The sequence below is a fragment of the uncultured Methanobrevibacter sp. genome, from assembly GCF_900314615.1.
Taxonomy (GTDB): Archaea; Methanobacteriota; Methanobacteria; order Methanobacteriales; family Methanobacteriaceae; genus Methanocatella.
Genome location: NZ_OMWA01000024.1, coordinates 13045 through 37500, shown reverse-complemented (window position 1 = coordinate 37500; position 24456 = coordinate 13045). Strand labels below are relative to the sequence as shown.

Genomic DNA, 24456 nt, shown 5'->3' with positions numbered 1-24456 from the left:
TCTACCATCGAGGATTCTGCATTTAATTTGCATTACCTCACCAGTCATACCAGTTCTTTTTAAAACTTCAATGACTTCAGCAGGAGTTCCTTCTTCCATTTTATCACCGTAAAAATCCCTTAAAAGAATTTATTTATTCTTTTAATTCAGCAACTTTTTCTACGATTTCAGCAACAGCAGCTTCAGCATCACCAGCATCAACAATACATGCAGATGCAGTACCAACAGTTAATCCAGCAGCTCCACCAACTTGTTCTTTGGTAGGTAAGTATACGTAAGGAATTTCTTTTTCATCAGCTAATACAGGAATGTGTGCAACGATTTCAGCAGGATCAACGTCTTCTGCGATAACAACTAATGCTGCGTCTCCTCTTTCGATGAATTTGGTTACTTCGTTAGTACCTTTTGCTACTTTACCGGTAGCTTGTGCGGTTTCTAATGCTTCTTCAGCTTGTTTAGCTAATTCTTCAGGTGTGTCAAATTTTACATAAATGTTTGCCATAAAATATACCTCCTTTTTCATCTGGCTATGCCATCCATCGGCAGATATTATAATTCCTTTTGAATCATAATATAATGTAATTATATATAGTTATATTATTTTTTAACTATAGAAATTACTCAAACTATTCAATAAATGAATAATTTAATATAGTTTTTAATAATACTAATTCTTGAATAATTCATATATCACTAAATATAATCCCATAATAAAAAAAAAGGGGGATTAGACTTTCAATACAAATACTTCTGAATTTCATATAATTTTTAGCAAAACTAAAAATAAAAATTTAGTAATTAATGAAATAATTCTAGAGAACTAGACATTATTAATTATGTTTGCCTAGTATATAAATGTTTGTAAAAATAAGCCATAATTAGTAAAAATTTAATGAAAAAATAGAAAATAAATAAAAAGTGTAAAAGAGATAGTAATTAGATTACTATCCATGCTAAATCAACAGATCTATTTGATTGCTAATTTTACATCTTCAGCTTTTACAGTTTTTCTACCAGCGTGACGAGCAAAGCCTACAGCTTTAGCAGCGATTTCATTACCGTAATCTTCGATAGCTTCGGTTAATGCAACTTTTGCGTCATCACTTACTCTTTGTGCACCAGCATTTTTTAAGATTCTTCCTACAGGAGCAATTGGTAATTCACTCATTTATATTCACCTCATTAATTTGTTAATAATTAATCTAAATTTGCTTATATATAAATATATTGGTTTAATAGTGTTGATTTTTAAAAATTTCAACACTATAAAGTAAACTGTTATAACCTAAAAATTTTTAGTATTATCTTTAAAAATGTTTTTCATACAATACTTTAATCAAAAAAAGTACAAATTTAGTTCGAAATAATAGAAATTAAAAAGAAAATATAACCTTAAAAAAATAGAAAATAAGAAAAATAAGAGTGAACTTACTTGTTCATCAGAATTTTTCTTAATGTATCGATGTCAGCATCAACCTGAGTAGGTTGGGTACAGGCATCAATTGCAGTATTAGGATCTTTAAGAAGGTGTCCGGTAACGACACATGTTATTGTTTCACCTTTATCTACAACGCCTTCATCTACAAGTTTTTTAAGACCTGCAATGGAAGCTGCTGAAGCAGGTTCGACACCAATACCTTCAGTTCTTGCAAGTAACTTCTGAGCGTCGAGTATTTCCTCATCGGTTACTGTTTCTGAATAACCGTTTGAATCATAAATTGCATTTAATGCTTTAATGTCACTTACAGGAGCACCGATACGGATAGCAGTTGCAATTGTTTCAGGATTTTCTACAGGAACTACTCTTTTATCTCCTTTTTTAAATGCATTAGTTACAGGGCATGCGCCTGCAGCCTGAATACCAGTCATCATAGGCAAGTCTTTAATAAATCCTGCATCATAGAATTCTTTAACACCTTTCCAGATAGCTGAAATATTTCCTGCATTACCTACAGGCAAAATTATTCTGTCTGGAGCTTGCCATCCTAAATCACGAACAATTTCATATCCGATTGTTTTTTGTCCTTCCAATCTGTATGGATTAATAGAATTTAATAAATAAAGATGTTTTTCTAAAGCAAGTGCAGTCATTGCTTCTAAAGCTTCATCAAAGTTACCGTTAATGGACATTACTTCCGCACCATGGAACATTGCCTGAGCAAGTTTACCTAAAGCAACTTTACCTGAAGGTAAAAATACAATGCATCTTAATCCTGCACGTGCAGCATATGCTGAAAGGGATGCTGAAGTGTTACCGGTTGAAGCACAACCAACAGTGTGAACTCCCAATTCCATCGCTTTGGTCATTCCAACAGTCATTCCCCTGTCTTTGAAACTTCCAGTAGGATTTGAACCTTCAACTTTAACATATAAATTTACTCCAAGCTCTTCTCCTAATTTATCACATTTGCAGAATGGAGTTCCACCTTCATCAAGGGAAACGATTTTACTTTCATCTACTGGAATGCATTCTTTAAATTTCCATAAATTATCTTTTCTACCGTCAAAAACATCTTTAGAAACATCAATTTCATTAACGAGTTCAAGTACAGATCCACACTTTTCACAGGTGTAGATTACTTCATCGTCATCATATTCTTGTCCACATGAAACACATCTTATCATAAAATCACATTAATTATTTTTTTAAATAATATTATAAAAGTTTAATTATAAATTCGGCAATTGGAATAGTCAGATAGACCTCAACAAACCCTGCGATTGCCATTAGAATTGAAGCAATTGCAAAAATTATTATTGCATGCTTTAATTTGCTAGAACTTGCATTGAAAGAATTGGCAAGTCTTATTTTAACAGAATTATCCTGCTGTCTCCATAGGGTCTTTAAAAATTTGCAAATAAAATTAAATAAAATCAAACCGCTTGCACAGGCCAATATGCATGAAGAAAACTCAAAAATCCCATGAGGAATAATGAGAAGGGATGTTTTTACCAGATCCGCTGAAGTTGCAACATAATAGCCTACAAAAAATCCGTTGAATGCCAGGACAACTACTGAAAAGCAGAATGCCATTCCATAAATAAACATCTGGATTACAATTCGGATATTGTTTAGAAAGATATCCTGAAATGTTAATGTTATAACACCTGACTGGACTTTCTGGGTTAAATCCTCAACAACAGGATTTAAAAAGCTGTGAAGAAATGGTTCCAAAACATAACCCAAAACCAGAGAAATTAAAAGTATAGCTACCGACAGGGCGATAGCCAACCTGTTTTCACGGAAAGCCGATTTGATTTCGCCAATCATTATATCAATGTTTTAGCAATTTCACGAGCTTCAAGTTGTTTTTCATGCAATTCATCGAAAAACTCAGCCATCAGCTCAGCAGTTCTGACTTTACAGTCTCCGCAGCGCAGAGTACCGTTTAAGCAGTCAGTCCTGATTTTTTTAAGTTCCTCATCATCATCAATCAGATGATAGAGCAACATTTCATAGATTACACATTTATCTACTTCTCCACCTAATTCCTGCTGTTCTTTTAAGCTTTCTCTTCCGCCTGTTTTTGCGGATTTTACTTTTTTGACAACAGTTTTAGTATCTTCATTAAGATAAATTGCAGTATTCGGTTTTGAACTGCTCATCTTATCTCCTGTCAGACCAGTCAGGAATCTGTGATAAGTAGATGCTGGTGTTAAAAATCCTAAATCTTCATGAAGCTTTTGAGCAATATCCCTTGTCAGTCTGATGTGAGGGTCCTGGTCAATACCTACAGGCACTACTACTTTTTTCGGGCCTCCGAATTCTTCAATTTGCGGAAGCAAAATGTCTGCAACCTGAACAAGAGGTGCCTGAATATGTGCAATGTTTGTAGATGGAGTAAATCCGTAGATGGCTTTTAACTGACTAAAATTAGTTTTGCTTGAAGCTTTAAAAGCTAAATCCTGCAGGAGCTTGTTTTGAGACTGAAGATAGACATTGACATTGTCCTTTTCAAGGTCAAGACCTAATGCAATCCAGTTGGTTAAATATTCCTCAACTGCAATCTGGCGACCTTTTTCAAAACTCATTCCTCGTGCAGCATATGATTCCAGATCCGCAATAGGTAATGAAAGCATTGCTCCTTTCTGCTGATACCATTTCAATTGATCAACAACCATTTTATGACCGATATGCATTTGTCCACTTGGCATCATACCGGTTACAACTGCAAAATCTTCATTCTTGTTAATTAATTTTGCAATTTCATTAAATTCTCTGTGACCAAAAATTACTCCTCTTTTCATCAATCTAGGAGGATTTTCTATATCATCAATAATGTCTGAAACTTTACCAATACCAAACTTATTGACCAACTTATCATAATCCAAGCTAAATGATGCCCATGGGTCGATTAAATTTTCCACATTATCACCAACACATCTCTTAAATCAAATATACACTCAATAATTATACTAATAAAATATAAAATTATAAAAAATATAACACATTCCTTTAATTTAAATTAAGGTCTTGTCCATTCAATATTATAGTATGTAATATCAAAATCATCATCGACTATAGCTAAAAGAAGTTTTTTGTTTACTCCGTGAGATACCCTGACATAGCTTGCAAAGTCCAAAGAGTCAATATTGTAATTTTCATGAATGATTTTAACTAAAAAATCTGAGTGACCCTGACCCGGAGACCTGCCTCTGTCATATAATCTGAATTCGGAACCATATTTAAATCCTGTTTTAATTACATATCCACGGTCTTTTAAATCCCTATACACAATATATTTGGCATAGTTGTTTTGTTCCTTTAAAAGATCAATTAAATAGCCGACACTGCATTCAATATCATCCTCATAGATGTTTAAACGTCCTTTTTCCAACAGATAACATGCTTCAATTAATGAAAGATGAAGGCAATCAGCTTCAATTTTACCGAACTTACTTTTTTCATGTAAAGCAATTGGCCTTTTACTACCTTCTTCAATTTTAATCGAAACAATTTCATCTGATAAATTTCCACGCATTAAAACACCACAAAAAGAAATAAATTATATTTAATGCTATTAAGTTTGAAATAAATATTATATAAATATTTGTAAAAAAAGAAAAATAAAAGTTAAATTCTAATAAAAATATTATTAGCCATTTCTAATGAAATATTTAACTCTTCATCGTCAATTGTAACCAGATAATAGTTACCGATACGATTATCGTTGTATTCATATGTCAGATGTGAACCGACTTTAATGTTCAAATCTGTAATTTCATCCAAAAGTTCGGAACTGCCACGAATAAAAGAGACTGTTCCTTCAGTACTGGAAGTTAACTCTGAAACAGACAACAGATTAAATTTCCTGTTCATAATCTGATCAAAGTCTTTTTGTGAAAAACATTCCTGACAACTTCCAAAATCAAAATTACAAGCTGGAATTATATGATTATCAGGACATAAATCAGGATGACGCAACATGGTACATAAAGCCCTTTCAGCTTCATCAGATAAAGTGTGTTCCATTTCACAAGCCTGTTCATGGACATTTTCTTCTTTGACTTTTAAAACATCCAATAGGAATTTTTCTAAAATTCTGTGTTTTCTTGTAATTTTTTGAGCTATTTTCATTCCTTCATGAGTTAAAACAGCACCTTTATAAGGAGTGTATTTGATATAACCCAAATCTTCAAGTTTTTTAAGCATTTGAGTAACACTACCCGGTGCAATACCGAGATCTTTAGATAATGTTGTAGTAGAAACCTGTTCTCCGTTACTTCCATTACGATAGAGAACTTCTAAATATTCTTCAATGTTTTCACTAATATTTTTGTTCTCAGCCATTATACCACCTTGCAATATAAGTTAATTTAATTTATATTGTTAAAAGTATAAAAAAGTTTTGGTATACCTAAATAGAATGAAAAAATAAGAAAAAAAGAATGATTAATTATAAAATTAATCATATGTTTTAAATTTTGTAGTCTAATCTAGAATGACAGGCTTGAATAAATTCCGTGCAATGAAAAGGAATTTGTATTCCAGTTTACAACATATCCGAATGAGTTTCTGGAACTGGTACAGTCACAGACATACCATTGACCGTCAACTAACACCTGTGCCCAGACGTGACCATAAGTACTTCCACTTGATGTGAAATAACAGGTTCCCTGGACATATCTGGCTGCAAGACCTGCTGTTCTGAACATAGCAATTACCAAGTGCGCCTGATCGACACAGTTACCGGTTTTTGCAGATAATGTTCCTGCAGCACCGTATTTGGTATTATAATAGAAACTGTATGAGATGGAATCTCTTACATAGTTGTAAATTGCTTTTGCTTTTTCCAAATCACTGGTCAATCCTGAAGTAAGGGAGTTGACTATTGATTTAATAGCACTGTTTCCTACCTGACAGTTAGTAGTTGATTTAAGATATTGTGTAACATCACTAACAGTATTTTTCTGATTTAAACCTGAACCGCTGCCAGATAAAGAACTGCTACTGCTGCCTGATCCGTAAGTAACAACTACATAATTTGGCAATGCTCCATTAGAATTATAATAAGCCAATACACGGGAGAATGAATCTACAAGTTCAGAGTAGATAATTTTACCCAAATCAGAGGAAGCATAATTCGGAGCTTGTTTGTAGGATACGATAAATTTAGCGACATTGTTTGCAACAGTAATATAGTTTTCTTTGGTTAACTGTTGTGAGCTGATTGTGTCTCCGTAAGGAGATGAAGCATCACTTACGCCACTGATATAAGCTATAGCACTGTTATTGGATTTTCCAATCTGATAAATAGCCTGACTCATCAAATAGAGGAACTCAGGTGTAGTGAATTTAATTCCACCTGCAGTAACAGTATCTGGAAGTTTGCTATTGCTTGAATAATAATTTTTAAGATTGGTAGCGCCAGTTAAAATATCTTTAATGGATATTGTTTTTGAAGTAGCACTTGAACTGGATGGAGTGCTTGAGGAACTGGATGAATTACTTGAAGAACTGCTTGATGAAGAGACATCTTTAATTTCTACATAATTAGGCAATTGAGAATTGGATTTGTAATATGCTAAAATTCTAGCAAATGCATCAACTAAATTCTCATATTTGATTTGACCTAAATCAGAACTTGCATAATTTGGAGCTTGCTGATTAGATGCAATGAAGCTCACCAACCTGGATGCAACATCAACATAATCTGCTAACATTAATTTACCGGAAGCGTCTCCACTGGAACTGGAAGGAGCTGATGCACTTACAGGTGAAACTCCTGAAGTTTTTCCTGAGTTTATAAGTACAGTAGCCTGAGCCATCATGTATAAGAACTGAGGAGTGGTATAACTTACTCCACCTACACTTACAGTAGCAGGTACAGTTCCTTTTGAGGAAATTGTGCTTTTTAAAGTATTAGCTGCAGTTAAGATGTCTGCAATAGTTACAGAACCGGTAGCTGGAGTAGTAGATGAAGATGAACTTGTTAATGAGTTAAAGTTAACAAGATTAGTTACACCCCATCTGAATATAACTGATCCGGTTGCTCCTGCAGTAATTGCAGCCTGAGAGTCTTTAGTAATTTCAGATGTTGACAATTTGGTTACATCATCATCAGATTCATAACCTTGTAATCCAGACCAGATTTGTGCACCTTTGGAATTTTCAACAAACCATTTGGTTACAGAAGTAATCCATGATGTAGTTTTTCCGTAATTTCCTTTGTATATCATAGGAACAATTAAATCCATACATGAACTGAGCGCTGAGAAATCCTGACCATAGTAATAAATATTACTTGTAGTTTCAGGCATGATTGCACATGAAACAATAAGATCCGGATTTACAGCATGAATAGCGCTGACAGCCTGTTTTGCAAATTGTGAAATAGCTGCAGTACCGCCAGTAGTCTTATAAGCTGTACCAGGGTATCTCAAGTAATCAAAGTGAATACCTGCAACACCTTTTAAAGCAGCATATGTTTTTGCTTCATTAATCACTTCATTGAAGTATGCAGTATTAGCTGATCCGCTTTTTACAGGATTTACCCATCCTCCATTATAGAATGCCTGCATCCAGATGTGAACTCTAATTCCCAAGTTATTAGCTGATGCAATCCAGGATTCCACTGCAGATTTACCGTGAGTAGTGATTGCATAGTAATTTAGGAATATGTCTGTAGTTCCTTTAGAAGCAAGGGAGCTTAAATCTACCTTCTTCATATCTGCACCGAAAAGCCAGTATCCATATCCGTTGGTTGTGGATGATTTGGTTACTGAGATTTCAGTACTGGAACTGCTTGGTAAATTGTCATTATCATTAGCCGCTTCATAAACATATGTTACAGTGTAATTTCCAACTCCAACATTTGCTGTGAATGTTGCATAACCATTTGAAGCTGTGGTAACAGTATAAGTGTTACCGTTTACGGTTAATTTTACAGTTTTACCGGATAACGCTTTACCGTTTGCATCTTTTAATAAAACTTTGTAAGTCTGTGCACCACTGTAGAATGAAGTTCCGCTACCCCAGGTTAATGAGGTGGAAGTCCTTTCTTTAATGGTTATTTTGGATGTTGCAGTTTTTGCATTGACTTTTGAATCGCCGGCGAAAGAATATGTTAAATCATATTGACCGACATTAAGATTCATTGCCAAACTAACAATACCATTGCTGTTTGTGGTTTTTGTATAAGTTTTTCCAGTTATATTTAATGTAACAGTTTTTCCAACTAAAGGAACACTTCCGGAAGTTAAAGCAACACTGAATGAGTTACCTGATCCATAACCAAAAGTGGTTCCGCTTTTAGCTGTGAATGTAGCAGTTTTGCTTGGAATAATGTAAAGTTTTTTAGAAGCGCTTGACGCTTTATAAAAATTATTTCCATCAAATTTATATTTTACAGTGTATACTCCGTTTGCCAAAGTAGGCAATTTAAGAGAAGCAACACCTTTACTATTAGTTTTTGCAGTATAAGTCTTACCGTTTACAGTAAACTTAATAATTTTTCCAGAACCCGGTGCGTAGCCTAAACCATTGAGCAAAGTAACTTTGATGGTTTTACTTTCAGTTCTATAGAAAGTGTAATCGCTAGCAGTCAGAGAAGAAGTAGTTGATCTGACCACTTTAACTGTATTGGTTTTTGTTAAACCATCAGTATTATATGATTTGATTTTATAAGTACCTGTTGCAAGGTTAGTTAATGAAAGGCTAGCTACACCATTACTGTTAGTTTTTACAGTATAAGTTTTTCCATTAATTCTGAATTTAACGTTTTTATTAGCTAAAGCTTTACCATTGCTTTTTAAGAATGTAGCAGTGAATTTTTTACTGTCTGTATAAACTTTGCTAATATCACTTGCTTTAATTGTATTCAATATTTTAAATGTAGTTGTCAACTGATAATTTGTAATAGGATTAGTTGCAACAACTTTATAAGTACCAGGTTTTAAATTTACCACCACGGAAGCAACACCTTTGGAATTAGTCTTTACTGTACTTGTTGCTCCATTTACAACTATTTTAACATTTGTATTTTTTAAAACATTTCCTTCACTGTCAGTAAAAGTGGCAGTATATTTTGTACTTCCTTTATAATATTTAGTTATATCATTTGCTTTGATGGTATCTGAAATATTTATTGAAGAAGAAACATTACCAGCTGCCCCATATATCACATCGGATGATACAGCTAAACTAGTAACCCCATTTTCACCATCATCATTTGCCGTGTTAGTTGATAAAGTATTTGAATTTTCAGATCCTAAAACTTCATCACTTGATAGAGAAACTTTAGATGAATCATTATCAACATTTGAATCACTAGATACAGAAATTTCTGATGAATCAGCAGTTTTCTCCAATGGGACTGAGACATCTGATGTGTCATCTACTAAGCTAGTAGCATATGAATCTGTAACACTTACTTCACTCGCATAGATAGTACTGGCTGAACATACTACAGCAAGAACTAAAAATAAAGTGAGTAAAATTTGTTTGTTCAAAATAATTTACCTCCATAACATTTTTTTTAAACAATCGTGAGAACTTAATCTCACTTCATCAATATTTATTACAAATATCTTATATAAACCTTTTTATTTCAAAAGTAGAATTATACTAGTTTGTTTTTTAAAAATAAGGTTAAAACTTAATGAAAATAAGGAAATAAGCAAGATTATTGTTGAAAACAACTCTAAAAGGATTAAACAATATGAAATTATATTTAAAGTAACTTGACTATACTAAAATCAAATCAGTTATTCAATGACTTATTATATAAAATTACATATAATTTAAGGCTATTTAAACAAAAAACATTGATTTCAATCTATTTAGATTAAAAAACAATCAGTTTAATAGAGTATAATTAAAAATAAGCATGAAAAATAGAAAAAAAGAAGATGTAAAATATTTTTACATCATAGGTGGCATTCCACCCATTCCTCCTGCAGGAGGCATTGGAGGCATACCGCTTGCATCATTACCAGACTCATCAGGTCCGGTGGATTCCAATGCATTTCTTGCTGCAATCATATCATCGATACGTAAAATCATTTCAGATGCTTCACCTGCAGATTGAAGAGCCTGTATTTTAACTCTTAAAGGTTCAATAACACCTGCTTCTTTCATATCAACGACTTCACCTGTAAATACATTAATACCGATGAATTTGGAGTCTTCGTGAGCAGCTTTTAAATCAGCAATTAAGTTAATGGTGTCCAAACCTGCATTTTCAATCAGGGTTCTTGGAATAACTTCTAAAGCTTCAGCGTATTTTAAAATAGCTAACTGTTCTCTTCCGCTTACAGATTCACCATATTCTCTTAATTGTTTTACCAAATCAATTTCACAAGCTCCACCACCGATGAGTACTTTACCTTCTTCAATAGTAGCTGCAACAACACCTAATGCATCATCTATAGCTCTGGAGATTTGTTCAGTTACATAACGGGTACTTCCTCTTAATACAATGGAAGAAGCTTTTGGATTTTCACATTCTTCGATGAATGTTAATTCATGATCGAATAATTTGTCAAGGTAAACACGGCCTGCACTACCTAATTTTTCAGCAGTTAAATCTTCAATGTCAGTTACGAGTTTAGCACCAGTTGCTTTTTCGATTCTTTCCATATCGGATTTTTTAACTCTTTTGTAAGCCATGATTCCTGCTTTTTTCAGGTAGTGTTCTGCCATATCGTCAATACCTTTTTGACAGAATAAAACGTTAACGCCAGAATCAATGATTTTTTGGACTAAATCTTTAATCATTTGTTCTTCTTGAAGTAAGAATGCTTCAAACTGATCAGGACTTGTGATATCAATTTTGCTGTCGGTATTGATATCTTTAAGTTCGATAGGATATTTCATAATTGCGATTTTAGCATCTTTAACTTCTCTTGGCATGTTTTTAGATACAGGAGTATTGTCAATTACAATTCCTTCAGCTAAAAATGAATCTTCTACAGAATCTCCGGAAACCCTTTGAATATTGATGTTGTCAATATCGGATTTGCCGTCTTCTTCAATTCTTAAAGCTGCTTTAACAACAAGGTCTGCCAAATGTTCTTTTGCATAATCAGAACCTTTACCACTCATAGCAGTTACAGCCACTTTTTTAAGAGTTTCTTCATCATCAGCATCAATAGCAATATCGTTTAAAAGTTCGATTGCTTTTGCAGTTGCATTTCTAAATCCTTTTACAACAACAGAAGTTGCAATGCCGTCTTCCAATAATTCTTCAGCCTTAGCTAATAACTCACCTGCAATGACAACAACAGAAGTAGTTCCATCTCCGACAATATCTTCCTGTTTTTTAGCGGTTTCAACAAGCATTCTAGCTGCAGGTTGGTTAATTTCCATTTCTCTCATGATAGTTGCACCGTCATTGGTGACAGTAACATCACCTAATGAGTTAACTAACATTTTATCCATTCCTTTAGGGCCTAAAGTAGTTCTTACAATACCAGACAATACTTTAGCTGCAGTGATATTCATTCTTAAAGCATCTCTTTTGGAATATCTTTCAGTTCCCTGAGGAAGAATAAATATTGGTTGATTTGCCATTTCATAATCACCTTAAATTTTTTTTAATAAACAATATAAAAGTAAATTTTTATACATATATAATATATGCAAGAGTAATATAAAAATATTACCTATTAAACTAACTTTAGGTGTGTTAATGTACGAAGAAATAATTAATGAAATCAGGGCCAATCTTGGTGAAAATCCTGATTTGAACAGAGAATATCTCTCATCACAGATTGAAAAATATGCCGATCATCCCTATAACAAAGAGATAATCAAGGAAATCTCCCGCATGATGTGGGACTGTCTTAGCGAAGATGAAAAAAACGAATTTATTGAAATATCAGACAGGGAAAATCCTATAATGGATATTTTAAATGACATTTCCTATGACATTGAAAGCGGAGAGTATGACAATGCACTGGAGAAACTAAGCAAGTTTATGGAAAGTTTTCCTGGAATGTTTGAAGACGATAAGGTAAGCGAATATCACTTTTTCACAAATCCTTTAGAAGAGATACTATTCAACACATATATTGGAGCTGAAAAAACTTTAAGATACATTCCGGACAATAAGCCTCTTCTTGACTTATATTATATATACGGATTTTTACTTCTTGAAGCAAAACAGTACGAGGAAGCTGAAATATACCTTAAAAAAGCCATTAAGATTAATCCTGTTTCTTCAAGAATAATTCTGGAGCTTTGCGAGATTTACAAAGTGCACACCTATACATACAATAAATATTACATGTACGCAACTGATGCTCTCAAGTATGCATATTATCCTCAAGACATTGCAAGATGCTACAGGACACTCGGATATTATTATATAGAAGAAGATCAGCTTGAAACCGCATTTGCGCTTTTCAGGTACAGCATGACATTTGAATTAAGTCCGATGGCATATGCAGAAATCAACTACATCAAAAGCAAAAATCCTGAAGTTGATTTAACACTTGAAGAAAGTATCGATATTCTTAAAGACAAAAATATTCAGATTGGAGTAAATCCTTTTATTTTAACCACATTGGATGAACTGATTGAAGAATATGAAGAAAATAAGCTATTCAATCAGGAATTATATTTCCTTAATCTTAAATTTGACATTACAAAAGATGAAGAAAGCTTTGAAAAAATTAAGAATGTTAAAAATATTTTAGGATAAGTTTAAAAGCCGGCTAAGCGCAGAATCAGTATTTGGAATCAAGTTTTTCAAATACTTTTTTAACATTTACTTTTGTTTCAAAACATCCTGTTTTTTCAAGCAATACTCCCTGAGGGCAGAAATCAGACAGAAGCATCATCATCTGATTTAAATCTTCATGGCATGCCACACCAAGTACTGCCTGGAATTTGTTTTCCATAACGATCTTTTTTACAAAACTTGAACCCGGAACTATATACAACTTGTATCCTAACGGTTCGGCTTTCTTTTTTATGACTCCAATGGAACACAATCCACATTCGGTACAGTTAAGACCTTCCTTTTGAAGTGTTGCAGGACAGTCTCCATGTCTCAGACAGTGAGGCAGAAATATAAGTGTTTTATCAGCAGGGATCTCTTTGAATTTTTCCTTGTTAAGTTCATCACGGACTTTTATGGCCATTTCGTCAATGATATTGTCATCCAATTTTAAAAACTGAGCAATTGTCTTTAAAGGAGAATAAAGCAGATCAACTACATAAAGAAGGAATCTAGGGAATTTTATCTTGTTTTTCTTGGCAAAAAGAACTCCTAAGATAAGCACTATAATCAGCAAAATGAGTATTATTGCAAATACAATAACCACTAGCTGTCCTAAAAACATGTAAAATGAGTCAACAAATAACATTTTTCAACCTAAAATTTTTCTATTGAATAATTATCGAATTGTCTGTTAAGTTTAACGCCTGTAGGTGTTTTGACTATTTCAAGTCCTGATAGACTGTCACAGGAACACAGCACATTCTGTTCAGGATGGGTTCCGGGAGTAATGTTGCAGTTCAGATTAACTTCATCTCCAATTGATATGACAGTTTCCAAGCGTTTGGTTGACGGATGATCCTTGTTTAAAATTACTAATGGGGATGACTCTTCACGGCTGAGGTAGGCCTGTGAACGTATTGCCCTTTTGTCTTTCTTGAAATTTGATACTGCAATAATGTCATCTGATTCCAAAAACTGAACTATTTCCTCGTTGTCCTGGGTGGCTATAAAAAGCATTTTATTTTCATAGGCCACTTTAACAATACCTACCATCCCGGTTTCACCTTCAATAAATAGAATTTCATCGTTTTCAAAATCAATGTTCATAAAAATCACTAAAAAAAAAATAAAAAAATAGAGTAAATTTTATTTACTCTGCAAGTTCAACGTTGTCACTTTGACAAGAAGGACAAACTACTTTTCTTCCGATACCTTTAAAGGTATTTCCACATTCTTTGCAACGGTATTTTTTTGTTTTCAATTTTTTCAAATCAATGTCAGCCATTGGCCCTCCACTAGAACACATTTTAAATCACCTGTTTAGTACCTTAACCTTATATATTTGGCGATAATATTGGTATGATATACTCTTATGAGCAAGGATTTCCAAGATATCCCAAATAATTTTATGGTTTGTAATGTTTTCAACAATTATATTGTAGTTATAAATCATATAAATAAGTTTATGATTTGAATGTATCATGCAATTCTATTTCAACATTGAAATCAATCAAATAAACTCATTTAAGTAAATTCACTATACTTTTGACATTATAATTTGGCCGCAGCCTCTGAAATGTCCTTGTTCCTCCAAAAGTTTAAGATATTCACAAATTCAGCATATATTTCTGTTAATCTTTCATATGACAATTCATATTGGTCCACAAGATCAGCTTGATGGACTTCCTGTTTATTTTTCAAAAAGACAGTGTTATTAATAACATTGCGGATATCATCTGTATATATGGCAGGTCCCAAATCGGCGTAATTTCTGGTGAACTCGGAATATGCAATCTCATTGAACGCTTCACTTAAAATAACTTTTAAAATTTTAAATAAAATTTGAAAAAGTTCTTCCAATTTATAATATAAATAAATCTGAATATTTATATATTGTCAAAACATTCAAGTTATTGTAGGAAATATTTTACAAATCAAAAAAAAGCATAATTCCTTGACAAGGAATAAAATATAATGGAAATCATACAAATTTTGTATGAAACCGGATACTAATCAAAAAAAAGCCATGAACTGCCCTGACTCAGGAGTTTCATTGAATTCATCAATGAAATCCTTTAAATCGTTGATAAATTCTTTTTTTCTTTCATCCAAATCTTTAATTTGAGAATAATCCTTCTTGACAGATATCTCCATAATCAAGTCATCTGTTTCCAGAGTGATTTGAGGATATAGTTCATCTAAAAGATCATCCATTTTATCCTCGTCCAAGTTCCTGGTGAGCTCTTGCAAGGTGTCCTGCTGCCAATGCTCCGACAAGTGACAGTTCTCCGGCTAAAACAGTGCATGCAACGATTTCTGCAAATTCACGGGCATGGTTTGAACCTGCAACACCAAGAATCTCCAATCCTTCATGTGCAACTTCAAGACTTGTTCCTCCACCGACTGTTGCTACAGGCAGGTCAGGCAGGTTGACTGAGAAATACAAGTCTCCGTTTCTGTTTTCAGCAGTAGTTATTCCAAGAGATCCTTCAACAACATGTGCTGCATCCTGACCTGTTGCCAAAAATATTGCAGCAACCATGTTTGCATAATGAGCATTGTATGCCATGGCTCCGCTTGCCGCTGAACCTATAAGGTTTTTAGCAGTGTTTACTTCAACTATTGCATCTGCAGTGGTCTTGAGTTTCTTTTCCACTATTTCTTCAGGTATCAGTATATCTGCAACTACGCTTTTTCCTCTTCCTTCAACAATGTTAATAGCTGCAGGTTTTTTATCAACACAGACGTTACCGCTTAATGCAATATGGGTTGCGGTGGTTTCTTCTGCAAGTTTATCCAGGATTTTTTCAGAAGCTATTGTCACCATATTCATTCCCATACTGTCACCGGTTGAGAACACGAATCTTGGATATACATAGCTTCCAACTATTAAGATAGGGTCTATTTTAAGCAGTTTACCGTGAGAGGTTGTACTTTCTGCCAGTTCTTTTAATTCATCGAAATTATCAATAAACCATTGTCTGATTTTTAATGCTTCACCTGCATTTTCACATTTTATTGCAGGTGCACGGGTCATGCAGTCTGAAATCACTCTTGCGTTTGCACCGCCTGATGCTGTGATTGTTGATGCTCCACGGTTGATTGATGCAACAAGCGCACCTTCTGAGGTTGCAAGTGGAACAAAGACTTCTCTCTGGCAGTGTTCACCATTGATTTTTAATGGACCTGCAATACCCATCGGAAGCTGCAGAACTCCAATTGAGTTTTCTATATTTCTTGCTGAAGCCCTTTCCATATCAAGAGTGTAATTTGAGATATTTTCAAGTTTGATATCATATTTCTGTTCAATAAATTCTCTTCTGATATCAGTCGCCGCTTTGGCTGAAACTTCCTTATCAACCTGATAAAGTTTAATTTCACCGTTCAATAATTTATCAATAATTTCCTGATTTGACATCTACATTACCTTTTTAAGTAAATCTACAATTTCAGACGGTTTTACTGCTACATCTACGCCAGCTTCATTTAAAGCTTTGGTTTTACTTGCAACAGTACCTGAAGATCCCTGAATAATTGCTCCGGCATGTCCCATTCTTTTGCCCGGAGGTGCAGTTCTTCCTGCAATGTAAGATACTACAGGTTTGTTCATTTCCTCAGCAATATATTTTCCGGCCCTTTCTTCAGCGGTTCCTCCGATTTCACCAATTAATACAACTGCATCTGTCTGGTCATCTTTATCGAATCTTTTAAGGATATCTACATAGTTGTCTCCGGTAACAGGGTCTCCGCCTATACCTACAGCAGTACTTTGACCGATTCCTGCATTGGTTAGTTCACTTGCAATTTCATAAGTTAATGTACCGCTTCTGGAGATTACTCCCACATTACCTTCTGAAAATATATGTGTCGGCATGATACCTAATTTACCGACGCCAGGAGAGATGATTCCAGGAGTGTTAGGTCCGATAATAGTAGTTCCCATCTGTTTTGCATATGCCATGATTTTCATACTGTCATGAACTGGAATATGCTCGGAAATAATAACTACCAAATCAAGATGTCTGATTGCTTCAAAAGCAGCGTCTTTTGCAAATCTTGCAGGTACAAAAATTATTGAAGCGTTTACATCAACCTCTTCGGTAGCTTCTTCCATTGAATTGAAAATCGGTACCTGATCTAAGAATTTCTGACCTCCTTTTCCAGGAGTGAGACCTGCAACAATGTTTGTATTGTATTTTAACATTTGTTCTGTGTGGAATGAACCTTGTTTTCCGGTGATTCCTTGAACTAAACATTTTGTATCTTCATTTAACAAAATCATAATATTTAACTCCTATCTTAAAATTCTAGTTTTATTTTCAAACGGAACAGCCAGATCAATAACATTGCCGTTCATGAATGCGGTAGCTGAAAATATTACGCTACCCGGCAATACATTGCAGGTTGTTCCTCTTTTAACCAAATAAGTATTCTTATTTCCAAGTGCAGCTCCAATCATTGCACCTGCAATTACACCGACAGATTCGATGTTTTCAACAGTTGCCACAACAACAGGATCATCAGTTTCAGGAGAAACATATCCTACACCAGGAATATGTCTTATTTTAGGTTCTATCAAATCTGATACATCTGTCATATTTTTCATTCCTTTTGCGGCTTCAATTGCAGAGTTTGCAACATCGCTGACAAATGGTTCTCCCCCATATGTATCGAAACCTAAAACAATTGCATCAGGATATCTGTCAGGTCTTATACTGGCTTCAGCATAAGAAATTCCTTCTCCTGCATCTTCAGGATTTTGTGAAATTCCAGATAAATCCCCGAAGTTTTCTGCACTTTCTTTTAAAATATTAACAATACCTTCATTAATAGGTTCAAGCAAGTCATCTTCGACAAATGCACTTACAACAACGTCATCTCCTGTGACATTGGTTAGTGCTACATCTCTTGCACCTAATTCTTTTACTTTATAAAGGTTGCTTTCAATAGTGGCTACTAGCTCAGCACTGCAGGACACATCATTTTTTGATATATCCGCACCTATAGCGGTAATTTTCAAATTAACACCTTTGATAATTAATTAATAATAAAATAAAATAAAAATATTTTATTGGTATATATTTTGTTTTTTAATTTATATAAATATTAAGAGTATTTTAAGAAAATTTAATTAATGACTATAATATAATATATTATATAATGTATTCACAAACAAAAATTGCAATTCCTATTTTTCAGGACAATTGCAAAGACGTAATTGAAGTTGCAAAAGACTGTATCGATAAGGGCGCTGACGTGCTGGAATTTAGAATTGACGCGCTTAAAAATCCGGATATTTCAGAAATTAAAGATACAATCGAAGAAATTAATTTTCCTATGATAGCCACCAACAGAATCAGCTCTGAAGGAGGATCATTTAAAGGAAGTGAAGAGGAAAGACTTGATATATTATATTCCTGCTGTGATCTGGTTGACTATGTGGATATTGAACTTCAGTGCGATGATGAATACATTGACAAAATCCACAATACCGGTGTTAAAACCATTGTTTCATACCATGATTTTGAAAAGACACCTGATTTGGATGAAATAATGTATATTGTTGATAAAGAGCATGAACTTGGAGATATTGCAAAAGTTGCTTTTATGCCGCAGGATTTGGAGGATACACTGACAATACTTGCTGTTCTTTCACACTGCAAAGATACAATCGCCATTTCAATGGGAGATATAGGAAGTTATACAAGAGTTATGGCATCAAAATTCGACTCACCGATTACTTTTGCGGCCGGAACTGATGTAACCGCCCCTGGCCAGATTGACATAGAAACAATGAAGGCTCTTTTAAATATGGATTTAAATATCATGGACGAGTGATTTAAAATGGCTAAAAAAATCATTTTAGCTTTAATCATACTTATTTTACTTGCTTTTTTAGCATTGACATTTATTGGAAATGATACTGTTAATGTTTATATTGACGGTGAAAATGTCAGTGTAAGCACCACAACGCTTTCAAGAATTGATATCGATGCACTGAATCATGATATCTGCAATTTAACCTTAAAAGCAATGAATGACACTTCATCCAATGCTACCACATTAAAAAATCAGATTAAAAAAGTCTGCGGCAGTTATGGGCTTGATGATGTGGAAATTAACCTTGATTCAAGTATCGGTAAAGACCAGATTCCGGTTTTGGTTCATGTTGACGGTACATCAATGCTTCCGACTCTCCAGAATGGTCAGAGCGTTCTTGTAAACAAAACCCACAATGTTCATGTTGGAGATATCGTTGTAGCCGAATCAGATGAATACGGCGGCATCATCAAAAGAGTAAGCGATATCAGCGGAGATTCAATATATCTTACAAGCGACAACAAAGACGTTTCTTATGAATACATCAATGGAAACCTCTATGAAATCAAAGGCATCACCACATGGGTTGATTTGTCAGACATAGGCGGCGTTGTAATCGATTACTGAGTTAAACACCTGAAAAATGATTTTTTGGGCAAAATTAGATGAGGATATATATCCCCATAGAAATTTACATTGAAAAATTGAAATCGTTAATGTTAATGTAAAGTTCGCATGCAGAAAAAATAACATTAATATTTTAATCTTAATTTAAAGGATGAAAAATTAATTTCATCCTTATTTTTAGTTAATGAATTTTGGTTTAATCTGTAAAAACAGATAAACATAAATAAATGTTAATAAAAATAGCAGTCAGATATTTTAAGAGAAAAAGGGAATATTAATCCCATATGGTTTTATATAATGTTTTTTTAGACCGCTATTTTAAATAACATTTTAAAAGGGATAATTAATGCATATCAGATTGCACTATCACCTTCTTCGCCAGTCCTTATTCTGATTACATTATCCATTGGATAAATAAATATTTTGCCATCTCCGATATTTCCTGTAAAGGCTCCTTTTTTAATTGCATCAACAATCAAGTCAACACCTTCTTCTTTTACGACTATCTCAATACGGGTTTTAGGAATCAAATCTATACAGTAGCTGGATCCCCTATAGGATTCCCTGATTCCTCTTTGGCTTCCTCTTCCTTTTACTTCAGAAACGTTCATCCCTTCACATCCTACCTCAAGAAGTGCATCTTTTACGTCCTGAAACTTTTCTTCTCTTATTATGGCCACAACACTTTTCATGAAAATTTCTCCTATGAGTTGAAGTTGTATGCAGATTCCTTGTGGAGATTTGAATCAAGACCTCCGATTTCTTCTGATTCATCCACTCTGATACCGTTCATTGCTTTGTCCAAGACTTTAGCTAAAATATAGCTTACAACAAATGCGTAAACAATAGTAGCTATTACACTTATAATCTGAACAACAACCTGATTTGGATTTCCATATAAGAGTCCCGCAGTTCCTCCGATTGCAGGAACAGCAAAGATTCCTGTTGCTATTGCTCCCCATACTCCAGACATTCCATGTATGCCCCATGCATCTAAAGCATCGTCGTATCCGAGTTTCGGTTTCATGTAATTAATTGCAAAGTATGAAACCAGCGGAGCTACAGCACCAATTATTAAAGCACCAAATACGTCAACAAAACCCGCTGCAGGAGTAATTCCTACAAGACCTGCAACTGCACCGGATATTGCACCTAAAACTGTCGGTTTTCCAATTGTGAAAGTATCTATTAAAGTCCATACGATTAAACCAACAGCAGCTGCCACATTTGATACTATTATTGCGTTTGCAGCCAGTCCGTCAGCTGCAAGACCTGATCCTCCATTGAATCCCATCCATCCAAACCACAAGAGTGCTGCTCCTAAAACAGCATATCCGAGGTTGTGAGGAATCAGTGAGGTATTTTTCCTTTTACCTAACACTAAAGCGACCGCCAATGCTGAAATACCTGAGTTCATGTGAACTACCGCACCTCCTGCAAAGTCAAGTGCACCCATCTGCATGAGCCATCCTCCTCCCCATACCCAGTGGGCAATAGGGACATATACAAAACAGGCCCAGAGTGCAGCAAAAACTACCCATGCTTTTGTTTTCATTCTTCCAACAAGAGCACCTGACATGATTGCACATGTCAGACCTGCAAAGGCACACTGAAACATTACAAACAGCAATGTTGGTATTGTACCGTTAAGGTCATCAAGACCGATTCCCTGCAGGAAGAAATTGGTCGGTGCACCTATAAGTCCATTGATGTCACTTCCAAATGCAAATTGATAACCAAATATTACCCAGATAACACTGATTAAGGAAAATGCTATGAAAGTTAAAAATATTGTATTTAAAACGTTTTTTCTTTTACTTAGTCCTCCATAAAAAAATGCAACTGCCGGAATACTCATCAGCAATACTAAAAGAGTGCAGATTAAAATCCAGGCAGTGTCTCCAGCACTAAACATATCCATTTTATCATTCTCATATAATTTTTTAATAGTCGGAAGTATACTGTCGGAAGTATCATTCCGATATATAATGATTAAATCACATCCTATATAAATTTTATTGGAAAATAAAAATTACAAAATTCCAAAAATGATAAAAAATACTGAAGTTACAGCAAAAATTCATTGAAAATATTCAATAAAAACTAATAAAATAAGTAAATCTTAAATAATAGCTTTTAAAAAAAATAATAATAGTATAGTTTAAATTTTTAAACAAAATAAATAAAAGTGTTATTATGAGAGAGTCAGTAAAAGCAAATTTGATAATATTTTTAATAATTGCCGTTGCAGCATTTATTATCAGCAGCGCTTTTGCAAGTTTAACAATTGTTGAAGACAATGACTCCTACAAGTTAACTTCAATTGAAAATGACTCCTTTGAACCTAATTTAATTGAAAAAGTTCCGACTATCATACCGAAAGTTGAAAAAAACCTCACAAATAACACAACACAGACAAATAAGACTATAGACATTGATAAGAATGGGACAGATACATGGAATAAAACTATCAAAAAGTGGGAAGATTGATAAAATGACTGAAAAGAAAAAGTTTATCAGAGATAGCGTCTATGGAGACATCAGTTTAAACAAATTTGAAGAAAGAATTATGGACATGCCCCAATTCCAACGTTTGAGAAGAATAAAGCAGTTAGGTTTGATAAGTTTAATTTATCCAGGAGCTACACACACAAGATTTGAGCACTGTGTAGGAACCATGAACCTGGGATCAAAGCTTGCATCTGAACTTGGCCTGTCTGATGATGATATCGAACTCGTAAGAGCTTCAGCGCTTCTTCATGATGTCGGACACGGACCATTTTCACATGTTTCAGAAGGAGTCCTGTCATTTCCCCATGAAGAGCTGACCAAATACGTAGTTACAAAAACTTCCATGAGAGATCTTCTTGAAGAAAAATTTGACATCAATGATATCGTGGATATAGTAAATGGAAAAGGATATCTCGGACCAATAGTTTCAGGAGAACTTGACGTGGACAGAATGGACTATCTTTTAAGAGATTCCCATAATACCGGAGTGGCATACGGAGTTATTGATTATGAACGAATAATATCAAACCTGAGTCTTGATGACGGGCTGATTTTAGACATTAAAGGAGTTCAGGCTGCTGAAGGAGCATTGGTTTCAAGATATTTCATGTATCCTAGCGTATATCAGCACCACACAACAAGAATTGTCAATTCAATGTTTAGAAGAGCTTTAAAAACTGTAATTGATGACGGTATCATTAAAGAAAACGACATTTACAAATATGACGATGCAGACATTATCGGAATATTCAGACATTGCGAAAATCCTTTTGTAAATGACATAATGCACAGACTGGACACCAGACGCATTATGAAACGTGTTAAGACAATCAGACTCGATAACTTCAAGTATCCTGAAAAGATGTATAAAATTGAATCAGACCAGTTGAGAAAAGCCGAAAGAGAAATTGCTGAAGACTATGATATCGATAAGAATTACGTATTTATAAACATTGCCGAATATCCTCGTTTCGACGAAATGAAAACCCAGGTCAGCGTTGACGGCAAACTGTTCCCTCTTACAGAAATATCAAATATTATCGGAGCGTTAAGTAAAGCCAGATTCAATATACCTGATATAAGCGTATATGTTCCTGAAGATGAAAAAATCAAATTCGGCAAGTTTAAACTTGAAAATTACCTTGATTTGCCTGAAATCGACAGGGAAAAATTCCATGGAATTCATTATGATCAAATTAAACTGTTTTAGGAGATAAAATGATAGTAGTTGCAATAACCGGAGCGAGCGGAGTAATATATGGAATAAGATTACTCGAAGCATTGAAAGAACTGAATATTGAAAACAGTCTGGTAATCAGCGATGCTGCAAAAATTGTTATTGAATCAGAAACCGATTACACCACACAGGACGTTATAAAACTTGCAGACACATATTATGATTTCAACGACCTGACCTCTTCAATCAACAGCGGGTCATTTAAAGCAGATGCACTGGCGATAGTGCCGTGTTCTATGAAAACATTATCCTCAATAGCAAACGGCTATGGAGCAAATACAATAACAAGAGTGGCTGACGTCAGTCTTAAGGAAAGAAGACCGACCGTTATTGTACCTCGTGAAACTCCACTGAGGAGCATTCACTTACAGAATATGCTAACATTATCACAAGAAGGAGCTATAATTTTACCTGCAATGCCCGGATTTTACTCAACACACGATACCGTTGACGACCAGATTAACTTTATTGTAGGAAAAATTCTGGACTCTCTTAAAATTGAAAACGATTTATTTAAAAGGTGGAGTAAATGTTAGAAGATAAGGATTTTATCAAATCCTGTGATGTACCCGGACCAACAAAAGAAGCCATTAGAGCAATATTATTATATAAATCTGAAGTTACCTCTGAAGACAAAGTTATCGACTGCGGATGCGGAACAGGAGGACTTACATGCGAGTTTGCACAGAGAGCCCGTGAAGTAATCTCCATCGATACCAATCCCGAAGCGATTGAGGTAACAGGCAGAAATCTTGAAAAGTTTGGACTTGGAGACAATGTTACATTAATCAATGACGATGGAGCAAATGCCTTGAGGGATATTGACGGCATTGACATTGCCGTTGTTGGGGGCAGCGGCAGACAATTAGAAAATATTTTAGACATCGTTCATGAAAAACTAAATTCCAAAGGCAGAATATTAATTACAGCAATACTGGTGGACACTAAAGTTGAAGCAATCAATAAACTTAAGGATTTAGGTTATAATCCAAAAATCATGGAAGTTAATGTTTCAAACGGACGTGTACTGGACCGTGGAGTATTAATGATTAGTGAAAACCCGATAGCTATAATTACTGCTAAAAAAAGATAACG

26 protein-coding genes and 1 pseudogene are annotated in these 24456 nt (G+C 34.3%); 7 read left to right on the top strand and 20 right to left on the bottom strand.

Features of this window, described 5'->3' with window-relative positions; all coding sequences use genetic code 11:
• The 10 genes and pseudogenes from rps28e to thsA form a co-directional block, all read right to left on the bottom strand.
• Nucleotides 1-99, bottom strand: a pseudogene (gene rps28e / locus QZN33_RS08900) (30S ribosomal protein S28e); the annotation flags it as partial.
• Between the two features lie 34 nt (nucleotides 100-133).
• Nucleotides 134-502: a 50S ribosomal protein L7Ae gene (gene rpl7ae / locus QZN33_RS08895; RefSeq protein WP_292747298.1), complete on the bottom strand. Its 369-nt coding sequence runs from the start codon at nucleotides 500-502 to the stop codon at nucleotides 134-136.
• Nucleotides 503-967: 465 nt separating this feature from the next.
• Nucleotides 968-1168 carry a histone family protein gene (locus tag QZN33_RS08890; protein ID WP_067042909.1) on the bottom strand — a complete coding sequence of 67 codons (201 nt, stop codon included), beginning with the start codon at nucleotides 1166-1168 and terminating at the stop codon, nucleotides 968-970.
• 260 nt (nucleotides 1169-1428) lie between these two features.
• Nucleotides 1429-2625, bottom strand: coding sequence for a threonine synthase (thrC, locus tag QZN33_RS08885; protein ID WP_296791238.1), 1197 nt, complete (start codon nucleotides 2623-2625; stop codon nucleotides 1429-1431).
• A 31-nt stretch (nucleotides 2626-2656) separates the two neighbouring features.
• Nucleotides 2657-3271, bottom strand: a complete 615-nt coding sequence (locus QZN33_RS08880) for a stage II sporulation protein M (protein ID WP_296791234.1) — start codon at nucleotides 3269-3271, stop codon at nucleotides 2657-2659.
• Nucleotides 3271-4368, bottom strand: coding sequence for a tryptophan--tRNA ligase (locus tag QZN33_RS08875; protein WP_296791232.1), 1098 nt, complete (start codon nucleotides 4366-4368; stop codon nucleotides 3271-3273). The genes QZN33_RS08880 and QZN33_RS08875 overlap by 1 nt, the downstream gene beginning before the upstream one ends.
• A 98-nt stretch (nucleotides 4369-4466) precedes the next feature.
• Complete coding sequence (gene endA, locus QZN33_RS08870) at nucleotides 4467-4982, bottom strand: tRNA-intron lyase (RefSeq protein ID WP_296791229.1); 516 nt, start codon at nucleotides 4980-4982, stop codon at nucleotides 4467-4469.
• Between the two features lie 92 nt (nucleotides 4983-5074).
• Nucleotides 5075-5791, bottom strand: coding sequence for an iron dependent repressor, metal binding and dimerization domain protein (locus QZN33_RS08865; protein ID WP_296791228.1), 717 nt, complete (start codon nucleotides 5789-5791; stop codon nucleotides 5075-5077).
• 146 nt (nucleotides 5792-5937) lie between these two features.
• A complete protein-coding gene (locus QZN33_RS08860; protein WP_296791225.1) occupies nucleotides 5938-9951 on the bottom strand; it encodes a pseudomurein-binding repeat-containing protein in 4014 nt (1337 codons plus the stop codon).
• Between the two features lie 412 nt (nucleotides 9952-10363).
• A complete protein-coding gene (gene thsA / locus QZN33_RS08855) occupies nucleotides 10364-12013 on the bottom strand; it encodes a thermosome subunit alpha (protein WP_296791223.1) in 1650 nt (549 codons plus the stop codon).
• A gap of 118 nt (nucleotides 12014-12131) precedes the next feature.
• On the opposite strand from thsA, the gene QZN33_RS08850 reads away from it, so the two are divergent.
• The gene (locus QZN33_RS08850; RefSeq protein ID WP_296791220.1) at nucleotides 12132-13145 is read left to right on the top strand and encodes a hypothetical protein; all 1014 of its coding nucleotides are present in this window, start codon (nucleotides 12132-12134) and stop codon (nucleotides 13143-13145) included.
• A 25-nt stretch (nucleotides 13146-13170) separates the two neighbouring features.
• Here QZN33_RS08850 and QZN33_RS08845 read toward each other — a convergent pair whose 3' ends face one another.
• From QZN33_RS08845 to QZN33_RS08810, 8 genes are all read right to left on the bottom strand, one after another.
• The gene (locus tag QZN33_RS08845) at nucleotides 13171-13812 is read right to left on the bottom strand and encodes a DUF116 domain-containing protein (RefSeq protein ID WP_296791217.1); all 642 of its coding nucleotides are present in this window, start codon (nucleotides 13810-13812) and stop codon (nucleotides 13171-13173) included.
• An 8-nt stretch (nucleotides 13813-13820) separates the two neighbouring features.
• The gene (locus tag QZN33_RS08840; RefSeq protein ID WP_296791213.1) at nucleotides 13821-14273 is read right to left on the bottom strand and encodes a hypothetical protein; all 453 of its coding nucleotides are present in this window, start codon (nucleotides 14271-14273) and stop codon (nucleotides 13821-13823) included.
• Between the two features lie 43 nt (nucleotides 14274-14316).
• Complete coding sequence (locus QZN33_RS08835; protein WP_296791211.1) at nucleotides 14317-14472, bottom strand: hypothetical protein; 156 nt, start codon at nucleotides 14470-14472, stop codon at nucleotides 14317-14319.
• A 245-nt stretch (nucleotides 14473-14717) separates the two neighbouring features.
• Nucleotides 14718-15026: a hypothetical protein gene (locus tag QZN33_RS08830; protein WP_296791208.1), complete on the bottom strand. Its 309-nt coding sequence runs from the start codon at nucleotides 15024-15026 to the stop codon at nucleotides 14718-14720.
• A gap of 153 nt (nucleotides 15027-15179) precedes the next feature.
• The gene (locus QZN33_RS08825; RefSeq protein ID WP_296791205.1) at nucleotides 15180-15380 is read right to left on the bottom strand and encodes a hypothetical protein; all 201 of its coding nucleotides are present in this window, start codon (nucleotides 15378-15380) and stop codon (nucleotides 15180-15182) included.
• A 1-nt stretch (nucleotide 15381) separates the two neighbouring features.
• On the bottom strand, nucleotides 15382-16584 hold the full coding sequence (gene hmgA, locus QZN33_RS08820) for a hydroxymethylglutaryl-CoA reductase (NADPH) (protein ID WP_296791203.1): 1203 nt from the start codon (nucleotides 16582-16584) through the stop codon (nucleotides 15382-15384).
• On the bottom strand, nucleotides 16585-17448 hold the full coding sequence (sucD, locus tag QZN33_RS08815; RefSeq protein ID WP_296791200.1) for a succinate--CoA ligase subunit alpha: 864 nt from the start codon (nucleotides 17446-17448) through the stop codon (nucleotides 16585-16587).
• Nucleotides 17449-17460: 12 nt separating this feature from the next.
• Nucleotides 17461-18186 carry a hypothetical protein gene (locus QZN33_RS08810; RefSeq protein WP_296791198.1) on the bottom strand — a complete coding sequence of 242 codons (726 nt, stop codon included), beginning with the start codon at nucleotides 18184-18186 and terminating at the stop codon, nucleotides 17461-17463.
• Between the two features lie 140 nt (nucleotides 18187-18326).
• On the opposite strand from QZN33_RS08810, the gene aroD reads away from it, so the two are divergent.
• Complete coding sequence (aroD, locus tag QZN33_RS08805; protein WP_296791195.1) at nucleotides 18327-19004, top strand: type I 3-dehydroquinate dehydratase; 678 nt, start codon at nucleotides 18327-18329, stop codon at nucleotides 19002-19004.
• 6 nt (nucleotides 19005-19010) lie between these two features.
• Complete coding sequence (locus QZN33_RS08800) at nucleotides 19011-19613, top strand: S24 family peptidase (protein WP_296791192.1); 603 nt, start codon at nucleotides 19011-19013, stop codon at nucleotides 19611-19613.
• Nucleotides 19614-19966: 353 nt separating this feature from the next.
• Here QZN33_RS08800 and QZN33_RS08795 read toward each other — a convergent pair whose 3' ends face one another.
• A complete protein-coding gene (locus QZN33_RS08795) occupies nucleotides 19967-20305 on the bottom strand; it encodes a P-II family nitrogen regulator (RefSeq protein WP_296791189.1) in 339 nt (112 codons plus the stop codon).
• 11 nt (nucleotides 20306-20316) lie between these two features.
• Nucleotides 20317-21534, bottom strand: coding sequence for an ammonium transporter (locus QZN33_RS08790; RefSeq protein ID WP_296791186.1), 1218 nt, complete (start codon nucleotides 21532-21534; stop codon nucleotides 20317-20319).
• Nucleotides 21535-21809: 275 nt separating this feature from the next.
• On the opposite strand from QZN33_RS08790, the gene QZN33_RS08785 reads away from it, so the two are divergent.
• Genes QZN33_RS08785 through cbiT form a run of 4 tightly spaced genes read left to right on the top strand, consistent with a single transcriptional unit; the run spans nucleotide 21810 to nucleotide 24454 of the window.
• Nucleotides 21810-22103: a hypothetical protein gene (locus QZN33_RS08785; RefSeq protein ID WP_296791184.1), complete on the top strand. Its 294-nt coding sequence runs from the start codon at nucleotides 21810-21812 to the stop codon at nucleotides 22101-22103.
• A gap of 4 nt (nucleotides 22104-22107) precedes the next feature.
• Entirely contained in the window at nucleotides 22108-23334 is a 1227-nt protein-coding gene (locus QZN33_RS08780; protein WP_296791181.1) for an HD domain-containing protein, read from the top strand.
• An 8-nt stretch (nucleotides 23335-23342) separates the two neighbouring features.
• On the top strand, nucleotides 23343-23897 hold the full coding sequence (locus QZN33_RS08775) for a UbiX family flavin prenyltransferase (protein ID WP_296791179.1): 555 nt from the start codon (nucleotides 23343-23345) through the stop codon (nucleotides 23895-23897).
• Nucleotides 23891-24454, top strand: coding sequence for a precorrin-6Y C5,15-methyltransferase (decarboxylating) subunit CbiT (cbiT, locus tag QZN33_RS08770; RefSeq protein WP_296791177.1), 564 nt, complete (start codon nucleotides 23891-23893; stop codon nucleotides 24452-24454). The genes QZN33_RS08775 and cbiT overlap by 7 nt, the downstream gene beginning before the upstream one ends.
• Nucleotides 24455-24456 lie beyond the last annotated feature (2 nt).